Source organism: Methanofollis formosanus (genome assembly GCF_019633745.1).
GTDB classification, from domain to species: domain Archaea; phylum Halobacteriota; class Methanomicrobia; order Methanomicrobiales; family Methanofollaceae; genus Methanofollis; species Methanofollis formosanus.
Window position 1 is genome coordinate 2,655,811 of the sequence record NZ_CP037968.1, and the last position, 14,893, is coordinate 2,670,703.

Sequence of the window (14,893 nt, forward strand, 5' to 3'; positions counted from 1 at the left end):
AGGGGAGAGAAAAAAAGGATGATAGTATTAGTTCTCTGCTTTCTCTTCGACGACCACGCGGATCGGCGACGGCAGCTTGTATCCGCCGTGCTTGAGGGCGTCCTTGGCCTTCTCGATCTGGTTCTTGCTGGTGTAGACCGTGAAGATCTTCTGCCCCGGGTTGACCCTGGCGGCGGTCCCGACCGCCTTGCCGAAGGCCATCCGCATCCCTTCTGAGACACGGTCCGCACCGGCACCGGTGGCCTGCTTGTTCTCACGCAGCACGTGATGCGGGTAGGTGCGGAGCTTGAGGTGGTAGCCTGCACGCCCGATCTCCTTCATCAGACGCCTGTTGATGTTGACACGCGCCGCTTCGAGCGCCGTGTGGCGGATCTGACAGGACTCCTCCACCACGAGCGTGATCTCCACCGGGAATTCACCGCTGAGGTTGCCCATATCAAACTGCACGATCCTGCTGCCGGGCACACCGCCCATATATTCTCGCCGTGTATATGCCTTCTTGGCGAGATTCCTATACATTACTCCAGGTTTACGTACCATTCCTCACAACGCCTCGCCGTAAGTTCGTGCTTTATAAGATGGTGATTTTTCTTAATAAAGGTTACTGGGGCGGAGGAGCATGGCGCATGAAGCGAACGCACGCCTTCTCAGCCGTACCGCTTGAAAAGCGTCTCATGCTCTGCTGAAATCCTCATCGATTTTCCGCGACCTCCCGGCCGCCTCCATCGTCGCTTGCCGTGGCGCCGGGGGATGGAAGACGTCTGATCGGGGTGCCTTCCTCAACGCTCACGCCGGGGGCTAGCACCCCGGAACCCCCGGGATGGCGATAGGTGCGGGAAGGCCACTCCCGAGATCCCGGGGAGAGCACCATTCAAGGCAACCCCCTGATTATTTTCTTAAGACAGGATCGCAGGAGGAACACCGCTCATTGCCGCCCCTCGGCTAGCTTCGTCGGGGGGGTCCGGGGGTGAAACCCCCGGCGCGAGACGGCGGTGAAAATCTTTCTGTGGGGCGGCCCGTCTGAACGCCCACCTCTCTCCATCATACGCGCCGGAGATTCTGCCCCCGGACCTTGAGGATGAAGAATGGGCAGGCGGGATTGAACCGAAAGGAAAGCGCCCTCATCTCACCCCGTGGCGATGCTGTATCCCCCGGCCCCGTATGAGGACCGCTCCACCGGCTCCCCGAGACCTTCGGGCAGTGTGGGATCGTATTTCGTTGCATTCCTGAAGCACGCCTCCGCTTCGGCGTCCTTCTCCATGTTCGTCAGGATGGTCCCTTTCAGGTACCAGGCCAGGCCGTACTCGGGGTCCAGTCCGAGCGCTCTCTCGCAACTCGCCAGGGCCTCGTCATACCGGTTGTAATTGTTGTTGTAGAACATCCCCCGGATGCACCACGCGGTGGCGTTCTCCGGGTCTGACGCGACCATCTCGTCGTAGTATTTCTGGCTCTCGTTCACCCGCTCTTTGAATGCGGAGAGGTTGGAGGTATCCGAATTTCCGGTGTCGGCGGCGATGCACCCGCCGGTATACACCATCAGAATCCCGATGCAGCAGAGCGAGAGTGTGAGGAGTGGAGACTTCATCTCTCGATCATTCGTCTATTATTATATGTGGGCATCGATCGATCCGGGAAGGCCACTCCTGAGATCCCGAAGAGAAGAACGATCCAGAATAAGACACTTCCTGCCGCCCCTCGTCAATCCCCATGGCCGGGGTCCGGGCCCCCTCCCAGACGCGAGAGAACAGCCCGGCATTCCTCGTTTTTTGCCGGGACATTCGTTCTGATCGACGTGCCTTCCTCAACGCTCGCGCCGGGGGCTCTGCCCCCGGAACCCCCGGGATGGCGATAGGGCCGGGAAGGCAGCAGAAAACGATCATGATGAGCATGCCCCCCCGCCCCTCGGCTATCTTCGTCGTGGGGGTCCGGGGGTGCAACCCCCGGCGCGAGACGGCGGCAAAGATTCTGCACCTGGGGCGGGAGGTCTGATCGATCGACATGCCTTCCCCCACGCTCGCGCCGGGAAGGCCGCACGAACGATCCCGAAGAGAGGAGGAGTTGCCGTCCCCCGTCAATCCCCATGGCCGGGATCCGGGGCCCCTCCCAGACGCGAGAGGACAGTCCGGCATGCCTCGTTTTTTGGTGGGGCGGGTGGTCTGATTGATCGCCGTGCCTTCCTCAACGTTCGCGCCGGGGGCGCTGCCCCCCCTCCCCCGGGACGGCGATAGGGCCGGGAAGGCAGAGAAAACGATCATGATGAGCGGGCAGTCGCTCCCCGACCAGAACCCTCGGTAAAAAAGTATCCCGGCCCCTTCGGGGCCGTTGCCCGGGGACTTCAGTCGCCCTGGTTCTGGATCAACGAGAGCACGTACCGCCGGACCTGGGCGAACTCGACGCTCGTCCGGTCGCGGGGGCGCTTCTGCGGCACCGTCACGACCTCCCGCACATTCGACGGCCGCGGGGAGAGGACGACGACGCGGTCGGAGAGATAGACCGCCTCGTCCACGCTGTGGGTGACGAAGATCACCGTCTTCTTCGTCTTCTGCCAGATCTCGAGGAGTTCTTCCTGCATCGTGTTCCTGGTCTGGGCGTCGAGGGCCCCGAAGGGCTCGTCCATCAGGAGCACCTGGGGCTCGGCGCAGAGGGCGCGGGCCACCGCGACCCGCTGGCGCATCCCGCCGGAGAGTTCGTACGGATGGCTGTTCTCGAACTCCTCGAGCCCGACGAGTTTGAGGTACTCCCGCGCCTTCGCGTACCGCTCCTCCTTCGGGACGCCCCGGACCTCGAGCCCGAAGGCGGTGTTGTCGATGATCGTCCGCCAGGGGTACAGCGAGTACTCCTGGAAGATCATCGCGAGTTCCGGCGCCGGCCCGTCGATCTCCTTGCCGTTGATCTCGGCCCGCCCGCCTGACGGGGTGTCGAGCCCCGCGATGATCCGCAGGAGCGTCGTCTTCCCGCACCCTGAGGGCCCCAGGATACAGATGAACTCGCCGTCCTCGACCTCCAGGTTGACGTCGCGGAGCGCCGTCACCTCCTCGCCCTTCTCGTTGACGAAGACCTTTGATACATGCTTGATCGAGAGCGTCATCTGGTCATCCCCCTCCAGGTAAACTTCCGGCTCTCGACGGCCCTGAAGACCCCGTCGATGAGCAGGCCGATGAACCCGATGACGATCATCCCGGCGATGATCACCTGCACCTGCCCCCAGTTGTAGGCATACATGATCAGGTAGCCCAGGCCCGACGTCGTGCCGGGCAGCATCTCGGCCGCCACCACGCACATCCAGGAGATCCCGAACCCAACCCGCAGGCCGGTCCAGATCGTCGGGAGGGCGGCGGGCATGATCACCTTCGCCAGGATCTGCCGCTGGTTTGCCCCGAAGGTGAGCGCCGACTCGACCCAGGTCCGGTTCACCGACTTCACACCGTCGACGGTGTTGAGCAGCACCGGGAAGACCGCCCCGATGAAGATGATGAAGGTCATCGAGAGGAGCCCGGTCTTGAACCACGCGAGGGCGAGCGGGATCCAGGCGAGCGGCGGGATGGGCCTGAAGAGCTGCACCGTCGTGTCGACGAAGTCCTCGGCCCGCGGCCAGTAGCCCATCACCATGCCCAGCGGGATCCCGACCGCGGCCGCGAGCCCGAAGCCCATCGCTACCCTCTCGATGGAGAGGAGGGCGTTGTTGATGAGGCTCCCGCTCCCCAGGATGTCGGTGGTGGGACTGGCCAGCACCGCGAGCACCGACTCCAGCCGCGGCAGGATGAACTCGTTGTTGATGAGGACCGCGGCGATCTCCCAGCAAATGATGAGAAGAATAGGGAGGATGGCCCCGATGGCCCTCCTCCGCAAGACGGTACTTTTCTGTTTCTGTGATCTCGTGGGTGTGTTCGTTCTTTGCATCAGACCTCTTTCACCACCAGTCCGCTGTCTTTGAGGGCGAACTTGAGCATGACGTCCTGGATGGAGCCTTTGAGCGGGGCCGCAATTTTCAGCGGTTTACCCTCGGCTGCTCTGCTGTTCGCCCAGTCGACGAAGGACGGCCAGTCGTTGACGGGTGCGGATGCAGCCACGACGAGTCCGGATCCCTCAGTATTAACGGGTTGGACGATCTTAATAGGTGTTCCTTTGTCGATGGCGCTGATCGCCGGCGGGGCGCCGACCCAGGCCATCTGGATGTTGTCGGTGGCGGCAAGCTGCATCAGGGCCGGCCCGGCGGCGCCTGAGACGAGCGTGACGTCGGCGATCTTCTCGCCGTTGACGATCAGGTCGAGGTTTTCAGGCCTGGACTGGGACGGGTCCTTGGGCTTGAGGGCGATGCCGTAGTTCTCCTCGAAGTATTCCCACTTCTTGATCGCAACAAAGAGCGAGGCGTGGTGGTCGGACATGAGGTAGCCGATGCCGAGTTTTCCGACCGGTGCCGGGGTCGCGATCTCGCCGGCGTCGATCATCTTCTTGCCTTCGGTGTACGGCTGGGTGTTGAAGAGCAGGGCGCGGCGCTCCTCCTTGGTGGTGCCCTTCAGGGTGCCGGTGAGGTAGCCGAGTTCGTCCTGGGCGTCGACGAAGAGGTTAACCCCGTCCATCCACTGCTCGGAGGGTTCGCTGGTGAACTTGATCGTCGGGATCGCCTTCTCCAGGACGTCGACCGAGCTGACGGAGACGTCGCCGTAGGTGAAGTTGCCCTTGCCGACGAGCCAGTCGGCGACGATCGCGGCGGACTCGTCCTGGTGCTCGTTGACGTACTGGTTGCCGAGGGTCGCGAGGGCGCTGACGGCGTTGACGGTGTCGGGGTGCTCCGCGGCGAAGTCGTCACGGGTGACGACGACACAGCAGGGGTGGTCCTTCCACATGTCCTCGGGCGGGAGGTCCTGGGAGTACGAGGCGACCGTGCCGATCCCGCTGACGGTGGCGATCTCCACGAAGGGCTGCCATGCGATGTATCCGTCGATCTCGCCGGTCGAGAGGAGCATCGGCATGGGGCCGACGCCCTGGCTGTAGGTGACGCCGACTTCGGCGCCTTCGGTCGTGGGTGTCGTCGGGGTCTCGGGTTCCGAGACGCATCCGGCGACGACGAGAAGAGCTGCGAGTCCGATGGCGAGGACTGCAGCGAGCATCTTGTTTGCCATGGGGTACTGGTCAGTCTCACGCTATATATAGGTCGTCGTCTTTTCATCGCAAAATTGCCCGATTGTGTCTATCGTGGCTTGTTTGTGTCGGTTTGTCCGGGTTCCGTCCCCCTTCGTCCTCTCCATCCCGCTTTCCGGTGTGGACATGCGGGACAAACCTTCATCATGTTTGACCCAGAAGAGATAGATCATGATTCAGGCAGACCCGGTCGAGCGCATCATCAAGGCCGCCCTCATCTCCGACGAGGAGTTCGTGACGGTCCTCCAGCATGTACTGAAGAACGACCTGCGGGTGAGCGTGCGCGAGCTCTCGGAGCGGAGCGGGGTCGCCCAGAGCACACTCTATAAGGTGCTCACCGGCAAACGTTCGCCCACGCTCCCCACCATGCGGGCGATCGTCAATACGGTCAGATCCTTCTCCCGTACGCCTGACGAAGCCTTCATCGGGCTCATCGCCGCACGCTACGTCCTGGAATCCATCCAGGAGCGGACGGCGGTCGTCGACGGTCACGAGTTCAGGGTACGGGAGTACCCGGTCTATACCTTTGAGGACGCGATCGTCGCTGCCGTGCGGGCCGAGCGGGAGGGGGCGGTGGCGGTCGTCTGCGCCCCCATCGCCTCTTCGACCATCGAGCAGGTGATCCGCATCCCGGTGACGACGATCGTGCCAAAGGACAGTGTCCAGCGGGCGATCGAGTCGGCGGCGCGCAAGGCGTGGCTGTGAGCCGATCGGTTGCTCTGATCTTTTTGTTCTGCGGTTCCCCCTAATCGCTCCTCAGTGGGGTTTGGAGAACCCGAACCCCTGTATCGCGAAGATAGGGGTGGCACGGCCGATCGTCGTGCCGGTTCACACCATGAGCGCCCGCCGCCTCCTTTCTCCTCACTGCAGAAGCCCGTCGACAATCTCCAGAAACGCCTCCGCCCGATCGACGGCGTTCCGGGCTTCCCCCTCCGAGACCGTCCCGGCCATGTCGTAGACCGTGATGTGCCGTTTTCTCCGCATCCGGTCGAAGGCGAGGACGGCCTCGCGGTCCAGAAAGAGTTCGGCGAACCTGACCACCGCGATGTGCTGGTTTGTCCCGGCGGGGCGGTAGCCCTTCGAGAACATCAGCGCCCGTCCGGCCTGGAGCATGGCGTTGTAGGCGATGGTGTAGGCCCAGTCGGCGTTGCCGGCGAGCATGGTGCCGGCGACGGCGGCGTCCCGGCGTGCGAGGGCCATCGCGTTCTCCACCGCGCCGGGTTCGGGGCGGAATTTCTTGATGAGGCCCCGTCGTCTCAGGTCGTCAGTCGGTTCCAATCAGCATCACCTTCGGTCCTTTCAGCACGTTCGCGACGAAAGGATCGTCGTCGGCGGTCCGCTCCGCCATCTCTTCGGGCGTGAAGAGGGCATAGTTGATCTCCCGTCCGAGCGTCTCCTCGGTCTCCTGCACCGCGACGATCAACCGGTCTTCGTCCACCGTCCCGACGATGAAGAGGTCGATGTCGCTCTCCGCGCCCGCCTCGCCGCGGGCGAATGAGCCGTAGATGAACATCCGGTCGATGGCCCCGACGTCGTCGAGGCGCTCGGCGATCACCTTCGCCACCCCCTCGGTCTTGAGGATGATGGCGGTCAACTCCTCGTACAGAGGAAAAGAGCGGTCCACCCCATAATAATGGGCGTTCCCCCGCCGGGTGCTGGTGAGCAGCCCGAACTCCTCGAGGTTCGCGAGTTCCCGCCTGACGGCGTTGAGGTTCTCCCCGGTGATGCGCTGGACCTCGCGGAGGTACATCTCGCGGCCCGGGTTCATGAGGAAGAGCGTGAGGAGTTTCACCCGCGTCTTCGAGGGGATGAGCCGTTCGAGCATGTATCAAGAATGTATACGAGAGTATAAAAAATGTGTTCAAGGGCGGGGAGATGGTGCGGCCGGGAGGTACTATGTATGGGCTCGCGGGATCCTTCCTGGTGCGGTATGCCGGAGGCATGCTTTTTGCTTCATGCCTGATTCTGCGGACCCCTCTCCCTATTATTCGCTGTTCTCTCTCCTGATATGCATAGGGCCATCCCACAAAGCAGATATATAAATCCCACACGATTTTACGACATGGATGCCGTGGCCCGGTGCTCGTCTCCGGCCGGGTCGATGGAACTCCCTTGCACTCCGGTGCCTGCATCCGGCCCTTCCCGGAGGCCGATGGTACAGGAGGGGAACCGGAGAGGTGAACGGTATGAGAAGAAGAACCGGATTATTGTTCGTATTGCTCGTCATGACGCTGTTCGCATCCGGGTGTGCGGGATCTGTTTCCGCACAACAGGGTGACCGTGAAGAGCGTGATCTGAATGAACCTGTTGGGCCCACGCTTGAAGAATATGCGAACGCCATTCGAGAGTTGAAATCACATGAAATCGTTCTGGGCATTTATGGGGATCTTCCGGAATTCAAAGATGCACATGACCGACGCGCCTGGTATGATCGATTGGACGATTTTCACGATGAGACCTTTGACTCGATAGCGAGGCCTCGCCTCTACCCGGACGGCCCGGTTATCGGGTACGGGTATGATGTCGAGGGGTATCTCGACGTCGGGATTCCTGACACCATGCCCGAAGAACATCTGGAGGACACCATGGATGCACTCTATCGACTCATTGATGAAGAAGGGAGAGAGATGGGTTTTGACGCCATTCCCGTCAAATTCAGGAGTGTCGATCCGGACAGTCTCGTGCTCCATACTGTTGTGCTTGAGCATCCTCAGGACCGATCATCGATCGAAGGGATACGGATTCAGGCCCTTGTGGGAATGGATATTCTCGGTATCCGGGATCTCATTTCAGAATGTACCATCTCCGAGAGATGAAATATCGGCCTTGCAGGATCGGGCATGATGCGAGAGCATGCCTCAGGCATACGTCATGAAAATCGCTCAGAGCAGCGTTTCGTGGTGTGGAGGGATCCTTGCTTTTCACCCACGATATGGCAACGGGTTGGAACAATGCTCAATCGCCGCCCCTCGGCTATCTTCGTCGTGGGGGGTTCGGGGGGTGCAACCCCCCGGCGCGAGATTACATGAAAGATTCTATGATATGGGGCGGCACGCCTGATCATCACGCCTTCCCATACCCTCCCGCCGGGGGCTCTGCCCCCGGACTCCCGGGATGGCGATAGGGCCGGGAAGGCCGAGAGAAGACCATGAAGATGGGTTGCGATCCTCTCAATCTTCATCGGTGGGAGGTCAAGGGGGGACGACCGGAGGGAGTCAAGAAGATCTCTGATCTTTGAGCGGCCAGCCCCCCGGCGGAGGGTATGCTTTCAAGATTCCTGGGAAGAAGATCTTCGATTCGGGAGACTTCCGGGATCGGAAGGGTGACATCCTATCGGTCGCTATAGACTCTGCCATGGGAGCCACGACGGTGTGGATGTCACCCGAAACCAAGAAGCGGCTGAAGGAGATGAAGCGGCATCCCCGGGAGACCTACGAGGACGTGATCCTCAGGCTGATCGACACCGCCGAAGACCCCGAGCCCCTCAGCGACGAGGCGATCCGGGGGATTGAAGAGTCACGCAAAGACATCAGAGCCGGCCGCCTTCTCCCCCTCGATGAGGCCCGCGCAGAACTTCGGGCTGCATGGCGTACCGAAGATCCAGAATGATGTGTCGATGATCGTGGTGGTCGAAGTGGGCCACCGATCAAAGCATGCGGTCGCCCCCTCTTGATCCTCCACGTTGCGGCCTCCCCCAATCGCCGTCGTGGGGGGAACGAGCGTTCGTGAGTTCGAGAAGACGGAGTCTTCGAATGCCGGGGTTCCCCCCGGCAGAGCCCATGAGCACACTCACCTGATCCGCCACTCCGCCCCCGCCTCATCCCCGGCACACACCGGATTTTTTCCCTCTCCTGCTCCCCTCCTCCCTCCCGCCGTCCCCACAAGTTCATTTCCTCTCGGGCCGCAAGGTACACCACCATGCATCGTGATCTGCTGCGGCGAGGCAGACTCAGTGACGACCGTACCGGCGAGGTAATGCACTTCCTCTCCTCGATGACGGCCGATCACTGGATCGCCGAGATGGATATCCAGGTGGACATGGCCCACCTCCTGATGCTCCGGGAGAAGGAGATCATCGGGGAGGACGCGGCCAGGGCGCTGATGGGCGCGCTGCTTTCGTTCCACGAGGACGGCGTCCCCGAAGAGGCCTACGACGAATGTTTTGAGGACATCCACGCCGGGAAAGAGGCGGCGCTCATCGCCCGCGTCGGCGAGGAGTTCGGCGGCCGCCTGCACATGGGCCGGTCCAGGAACGACGAGGTGGCGACCTGCATCAGGATGCGCCTGCGCGAAGAACTGCTCGGGTGTATGGCGGCGGTCTGCGACCTCAGACGGGTGCTGCTCGACCTGGCCGCGGCGCACCGCGAGACGATCATGCCGGGCTTCACGCACCTCCAGCACGCCCAGCCGACCACCCTCGCTCACCACCTCCTCGCCTACGAGGCGGCCTTCGGGCGGGACTTCGGGCGGCTCGCCGACGCCTACGGCCGGGTGAACGAGTGTCCCCTCGGTGCGGCGGCCTTCGCCTCCACCGGATACCCCATCGACCGGGCGATGACCGCCGGCCTCCTCGGGTTCGAGCGGCCGATGGGCAACTCGATGGACGCCGTCGCCACCCGCGACTTCGCCCTCGAAAGCCTCTCGGCCTGCACCGTGATGATGACCAACGCGAGCCGTCTCTGCGAGGAGATGGTCGTCTGGTCGAGTGCCTTCGTCCGGTTCGTGCAGCTCGCCGACGGTTACTCCTCCACCAGTTCGATCATGCCCCAGAAGAAGAACCCGGACACCGCCGAGATCATGCGGGCAAAGGCCGGGACCGTCGCCGGGGCGCTCGCCGGGGCGACGACCATCACGAAAGGGCTCCCGATGAGCTACAACCGCGACCTCCAGGAACTCACCCCCCACCTCTGGCGGGGCGTCGCCGCCGCGCGCGAGAGTCTGGTCGTCCTGGCCGGGATGCTCTCCACCGCGACCTTCGATACCGACCGGATGGCCGCGGAGTCTGACCGCGGCTTCTCGACCGCGACCGAACTCGCCGACGTCCTGGTCCGCGAGTACGGTCTGCCCTTCAGGACGGCGCACTCGGTCGTCGGCCGCGCCGTGAAACAGGGCGCCCTCGACCTCGCCACCCTGGAAGCGGCGGCCGAGGAGGTCGCCGGGCTCTCGCTCACCGAGCGGGGCCTCACCGCCGAACGGGTGGCCGCCGCCCTCGATCCGGCGATCAGCGTCGCCGAACGCAACGCCATCGGCGGCCCGGCACCCGACGAGACGGCGCGGGCCGTGGCGGCACGGAACACAGACCTTGCGGCCGACGAGGCCGCGACCGCCGGGCTGGCGAAAGCCATCGAGACGGCCCTCGCCCGCCTGGTCGACGAAGCCAGGAGGCTCGCAGAAGCATGAGTACCTATATGACCGGCGACATCGTCGCCGCCTCCGCCCGGGGCCACCCGGTGGAAGGGATCTATATCACCGACCGCGACGGCATGGCGGTCCTCAAACTGAAGAGCGGCTACAACATCGGCGTGGACCATGAGACCTGCACCCTGGTGCGGCGTGCCGGCGACCAGCCCGCCCCCGCGGTCCCGACGGTGACGCAGGACGAGAACCTGCCAGAACTCGCGATCATCTCCACCGGCGGCACCATCGCCTCCAAGATCGACTACCGCACCGGCGCCGTCACCAGCCAGTTCACCGCCGACGACATCCTCAGGGCGGTGCCCGGCCTCACCACGGTCGCGCGATACCGCGCCGAGGTGCTCGCCACCATCCTCTCCGAGAACATGACCCCGTCCACCTGGCAGGCCCTGGCCAGGGCGGCGCACGCCGCCGTCAGCGACGGGGCGAAAGGCGTCATCGTCACCCACGGCACCGACACCCTGGCCTACTCGGCCTCGGCCCTCTCCTTCATGCTCGACACCCCGGCCCCGGTCGTCTTCGTCGGGTCGCAGCGGTCGGCCGACCGCCCGAGCAGCGACAACGTGATGAACGCCATGTGTGCGGCCGCCGCCGCACGGAGCGACCTGGGCGAGGTGGCGGTGGCGATGCACGCCACCACCGACGACGACCTCTGCGCCGTCCACCGCGGGACGAGAGTGAGAAAGATGCACACCTCCCGCCGCGACGCCTTCCAGAGCCACGAGATGGCGCCGGTCGCCACCGTCGCCTACCCCTCGCTCAAGGTCGACCTCTCCCCCGAGGCGGTCCGCCGGGGCGAGACCGAACCGGCGCTGCACGCCGACCTCGAGGAACGCTGCGGGCTCCTGTACTTCTATCCCGGCATGCCCGAGGAGGCCGTCCGGGTCTACGAAGATTTCAAAGGCCTGGTCATCGCCGGCACCGGCCTGGGTCATGTGAGTTCAGGGTGCATCGGCGCCCTCCGCGAGATGGTCGACGCCGGGACCACCGTCGTCATGACCTCGCAGTGCCTCCACGGCCGGGTCTGCGACCGGGTCTACGACACCGGCCGCGACCTCCTCGCCGCAGGCGTCGTCGAGGGCGAGGACATGCTCCCCGAGACCGCGCTCACCAAACTGATGTGGGTGCTGGGCAATGTTGACGACACCGAGGAGGCCCGGAGGCTGATGGCCACCGACCTCAAAGGCGAGATCAAAAGGAGGTCAGACTATGGACTTTAAGGCGCTCGGGCTCATGGCCGGGATCGAGATCCACCAGCAGCTCGACACCAAAGAGAAACTCTTCTGCCACTGCCCCACCACGCTCCGGGAGACCGAGGAGCACACCGGCGAGTTCGTCCGGTACCTCCACGCGACGGTCTCCGAGATGGGCGAGGTCGATCGGGCGGCGGCCGAAGAGATGATGAACCGCCGGCAGTTCCGCTACTTCGCCTACGACACCACCTGTCTGGTGGAGAACGACGAGGAACCCCCGGCCCCGATGAACCAGGAGGCCCTCGAGATCGCCCTCCAGGTCGCCAAGACCTTCGAGATGCACCCGGTCGAACAGGTGCACACCATGCGCAAACTCGTCATCGACGGCTCGAACACCAGCGGGTTCCAGCGGACGGCGATGGTGGCGCTTGCCGGCGTCCTGCCCGGCGACGGCGAGGTCGAGACCATCTGTCTCGAAGAGGAGGCGGCCCAGCGCGTCGTGGACGGCACCTTCTCCCTCGACCGCCTGGGCATCCCGCTCGTCGAGATCACCACCTCGCCCTGCATGCACACCCCCGAGGCGGTCCAGGAGACGGCCCGCCACATCGGGATGGTGCTCAGGTCCACCGGCCGGGTGAAGCGCGGCCTGGGGACGATCCGCCAGGACGTCAACGTCTCGATCAAAGACGGCGCCCGCGTCGAGATCAAGGGCGTGCAGGAACTCGACCTCATCGCCGAGGTGGTCCGCCGCGAGGTGACGCGGCAGGTGAACCTCCTCGCCATCCGCGACGAACTCCGCGCCCGCAACGCCTCGGTCGGCGAGGAGACCCACGACGTCACCGCCCTCTTCGCGGAGACGAACTCCTCCATCCTCAAACGGGCGAAGTCGATTCTCGCCGTCGTCCTGCCGGGCTTCGCCGGCCTGGTCGGTCGCGAGGTCCAGCCCGGCCGGAGGCTCGGCACCGAGATCTCCGACTACGTGAAGAAGTGCGGGCTGGGCGGGATCTTCCACACCGACGAACTCCCGGCCTACGGCGTCACCGCCGAGGAGGTCGCCATGCTCCGCGCGCACCTCGGCGCCGCCGATGGGGACGCGGTCATCCTCATCTCAGGCAGCGTGGAGAAGGCCGCCTGCGGCGCGAAGCAGGTCCGCCACCGCGCCCGCCTCGCCCTCGAAGGCGTGCCCGAGGAGACCAGGAAGATGCTCGACGAGGGGAACACCGCCTACATGCGTCCCCTCCCAGGCGCCGCCAGGATGTATCCGGAGACCGACGTCCTCCCGGTGACGATCACCGACGAACGCTGGTCGGCCGTCGAGGTGCCAGAACTCCTCTCCGACCTGGCACGCCGGATGGAAGAGGAACTCGGCCTCGACCCCGCGGTGGCCAGGCAGGCCGCCTACTCCGAGCACCTCCCGCTCTTCAGGGCGGCGGTGCAGGCCGGGATCAGGCCCAACCTCGCGGCGCGGACGGTGCTCGGCACCCTCAAGGAACTCTCCAGGGCCGGCGTGGCCGTCGAGGCGGTCGCCGACCAGGACGTCCTGACCGTCCTCGCCGCCGTCGAGGCGGGCGAGGTCGCCAAAGAAGCGGTCCCCGACCTGCTCACCGAGGTCGCAGGCGGGACGCCGGCGGCAGAAGCGGTCGAGGAGCACGCCGGCGGGGTCTCGGCCGAAGACCTGGCCGCGATCGTCGCGAAGATCGTCGCCGACCGGATCGAGTTCGTCCAGGACAAACAGATGCGGGCCCTCGGGCCGCTGATGGGCGTCGTGATGGAAGAGGTCCGCGGAAAAGTCGACGGCAAGAAGGTGAGCGAGGCGCTGCGGGCCGAGATCTCGCGGGTGATCTGAGCAACATCTTTAAACCACGTATTGAGTAAATATATAGGGAGTCTGATTATGGGAAAAACAGGAACCACGACCTGGGCCCAGGTGAAGAATGTCAGAGGCAAGATCCGCCTGGTCCGGGCACAAGAGGCAACCCAGAAGAAGCCGGGGCCGAACCAGCGCTTTAAGGCGTCGGCAACCCTGAAGAAGATCGCAATCCAGGCCGAGCGCCAGCAGGGCCGTGGCGGTCGCGGCGGCCGTGGCGGTGCTCGTCGCGGTGGTCGCGGTGGTCGCGGCGGCCAGGAAATGAACGACCAGCGCGTCCGCCGGCGGATGATCCGCTCCAAGGCGACCGCAATGGGCGTGAAGCAGAAGTCCAGGTGATACCTGCTCCCACCCCCAAATTATCTTTTATATCTCAGGCGTCCATTCATTGTATGGATCCAAAGACTGCCGTTTTGAACTACCAGTACGGCGAAAGAGCCAAATCCGAACTTATTCTGGCCTCGAGACTCGTTGCAAGCATGCCGGGTTTCCCGAGCGGCGAGAGGATGGGCGGGAAGCGGATGCTCTTGATGGTGCTCGAAGGCGTCAGGTCTGAGATCGCCTTCGCTCACGGGAGCAGCGGGCACGACGGGTTCAGGAAGGCCCTCGAGGCCATGGACGCCGCGATCGCCGCGGCCGAAGGACTGAACTTCGAGGAGGCCGTCGAGAAGATCGCCGAGGCCGTCTCGGCGTCGACGACGGTGGCCCAGGAGTCCTGGGAGGCGCTCGCCGGTCATGGACTCCTCTGAGTTTCTCTCGTTCCTCGAGAGCCGCCAGACGGTCAGGGACTACGCCCCTGACGAGGAGGTGACCGGGGAGGAGACCGACTTCATCATCAGGGCCGCGACCACGGCGCCGAGCGCCGGCAACCGCGAGGCCTGGGACGTCGTCGTGGTGCGGGCCGAAGACCAGCGGGAGGCCCTCGCGGAGGCCGCCTTCGACCAGGCGCATATCAGAAACGCCCCGGTCGTCTTCGTCGTCTGCGCCAACTATGTCAGGTCGATGTCGCGCTACGGGGACCGGGGCATCCTTTATGCCCTCGAGGACGCAACCATTGCCTGTACCTATATGATGCTCGCCGCCCATGCCCTCAGGCTTCACGCCTGCTGGACGGGCGCCTTTGAAGAGGAAAACGTCAGAGAAGTCCTCAACGTCCCGCCGCACATCCGTCCGGTGGCCCTCCTTGCCGTCGGCAGGGGCGAGGTGCCGGCCGCCCGGACCGACCGGATGCCGGTGGGCGAGCATGTTCACCGAGAGACCTGGTAACCATTTCGGA

16 protein-coding genes are annotated in these 14,893 nt (G+C 64.2%); 9 read left to right on the top strand and 7 right to left on the bottom strand.

Features of this window, described 5'->3' with window-relative positions:
- Window positions 1–27 precede the first annotated feature (27 nt).
- From E2N92_RS12145 to E2N92_RS12165, 5 genes are all read right to left on the bottom strand, one after another.
- Complete coding sequence (locus tag E2N92_RS12145) at window positions 28–540, bottom strand: 50S ribosomal protein L16 (RefSeq protein ID WP_220681411.1); 513 nt, start codon at window positions 538–540, stop codon at window positions 28–30.
- Window positions 541–1,126: 586 nt separating this feature from the next.
- A complete protein-coding gene (locus tag E2N92_RS12150) occupies window positions 1,127–1,585 on the bottom strand; it encodes a tetratricopeptide repeat protein (RefSeq protein WP_220681412.1) in 459 nt (152 codons plus the stop codon).
- Window positions 1,586–2,335: 750 nt separating this feature from the next.
- The gene (locus tag E2N92_RS12155; RefSeq protein ID WP_220681413.1) at window positions 2,336–3,088 is read right to left on the bottom strand and encodes an ABC transporter ATP-binding protein; all 753 of its coding nucleotides are present in this window, start codon (window positions 3,086–3,088) and stop codon (window positions 2,336–2,338) included.
- Complete coding sequence (locus E2N92_RS12160) at window positions 3,085–3,849, bottom strand: ABC transporter permease (protein WP_246589216.1); 765 nt, start codon at window positions 3,847–3,849, stop codon at window positions 3,085–3,087. Before E2N92_RS12160 ends, E2N92_RS12155 begins: the two co-directional genes overlap by 4 nt.
- A 50-nt stretch (window positions 3,850–3,899) precedes the next feature.
- Window positions 3,900–5,123 carry an ABC transporter substrate-binding protein gene (locus tag E2N92_RS12165; protein WP_220681415.1) on the bottom strand — a complete coding sequence of 408 codons (1,224 nt, stop codon included), beginning with the start codon at window positions 5,121–5,123 and terminating at the stop codon, window positions 3,900–3,902.
- Between the two features lie 190 nt (window positions 5,124–5,313).
- On the opposite strand from E2N92_RS12165, the gene E2N92_RS12170 reads away from it, so the two are divergent.
- The gene (locus tag E2N92_RS12170; protein ID WP_220681416.1) at window positions 5,314–5,847 is read left to right on the top strand and encodes a helix-turn-helix domain-containing protein; all 534 of its coding nucleotides are present in this window, start codon (window positions 5,314–5,316) and stop codon (window positions 5,845–5,847) included.
- A 156-nt stretch (window positions 5,848–6,003) separates the two neighbouring features.
- Here E2N92_RS12170 and E2N92_RS12175 read toward each other — a convergent pair whose 3' ends face one another.
- Together E2N92_RS12175 and E2N92_RS12180 are read right to left on the bottom strand one after the other, a co-directional pair.
- Complete coding sequence (locus tag E2N92_RS12175; RefSeq protein WP_220681417.1) at window positions 6,004–6,420, bottom strand: HEPN domain-containing protein; 417 nt, start codon at window positions 6,418–6,420, stop codon at window positions 6,004–6,006.
- Window positions 6,407–6,967 (bottom strand): nucleotidyltransferase domain-containing protein, encoded by a 561-nt coding sequence (locus E2N92_RS12180; protein ID WP_220681418.1) that lies wholly within the window; start codon window positions 6,965–6,967, stop codon window positions 6,407–6,409. Before E2N92_RS12180 ends, E2N92_RS12175 begins: the two co-directional genes overlap by 14 nt.
- 361 nt (window positions 6,968–7,328) lie before the next feature.
- Between E2N92_RS12180 and E2N92_RS12185 the strand changes: the two genes are divergently transcribed.
- The 8 genes from E2N92_RS12185 (at window position 7,329) to E2N92_RS12220 (ending at window position 14,883) form a co-directional block, all read left to right on the top strand.
- A complete protein-coding gene (locus E2N92_RS12185; RefSeq protein WP_220681419.1) occupies window positions 7,329–7,958 on the top strand; it encodes a hypothetical protein in 630 nt (209 codons plus the stop codon).
- A gap of 418 nt (window positions 7,959–8,376) precedes the next feature.
- Window positions 8,377–8,751, top strand: a complete 375-nt coding sequence (locus E2N92_RS12190) for a DUF7557 family protein (protein WP_343222848.1) — start codon at window positions 8,377–8,379, stop codon at window positions 8,749–8,751.
- Between the two features lie 309 nt (window positions 8,752–9,060).
- Complete coding sequence (gene argH / locus E2N92_RS12195; RefSeq protein WP_220681420.1) at window positions 9,061–10,542, top strand: argininosuccinate lyase; 1,482 nt, start codon at window positions 9,061–9,063, stop codon at window positions 10,540–10,542.
- A complete protein-coding gene (gene gatD, locus E2N92_RS12200) occupies window positions 10,539–11,777 on the top strand; it encodes a Glu-tRNA(Gln) amidotransferase subunit GatD (protein ID WP_220681421.1) in 1,239 nt (412 codons plus the stop codon). Before argH ends, gatD begins: the two co-directional genes overlap by 4 nt.
- Window positions 11,767–13,596, top strand: a complete 1,830-nt coding sequence (gene gatE, locus E2N92_RS12205; RefSeq protein WP_220681422.1) for a Glu-tRNA(Gln) amidotransferase subunit GatE — start codon at window positions 11,767–11,769, stop codon at window positions 13,594–13,596. Before gatD ends, gatE begins: the two co-directional genes overlap by 11 nt.
- A gap of 48 nt (window positions 13,597–13,644) precedes the next feature.
- Window positions 13,645–13,956, top strand: a complete 312-nt coding sequence (locus E2N92_RS12210) for a DUF5350 family protein (protein WP_220681423.1) — start codon at window positions 13,645–13,647, stop codon at window positions 13,954–13,956.
- 53 nt (window positions 13,957–14,009) lie between these two features.
- Entirely contained in the window at window positions 14,010–14,366 is a 357-nt protein-coding gene (locus tag E2N92_RS12215; RefSeq protein WP_220681424.1) for a hypothetical protein, read from the top strand.
- Window positions 14,353–14,883, top strand: a complete 531-nt coding sequence (locus E2N92_RS12220) for a nitroreductase family protein (RefSeq protein WP_220681425.1) — start codon at window positions 14,353–14,355, stop codon at window positions 14,881–14,883. The genes E2N92_RS12215 and E2N92_RS12220 overlap by 14 nt, the downstream gene beginning before the upstream one ends.
- The last annotated feature ends 10 nt before the right edge of the window (window positions 14,884–14,893 follow it).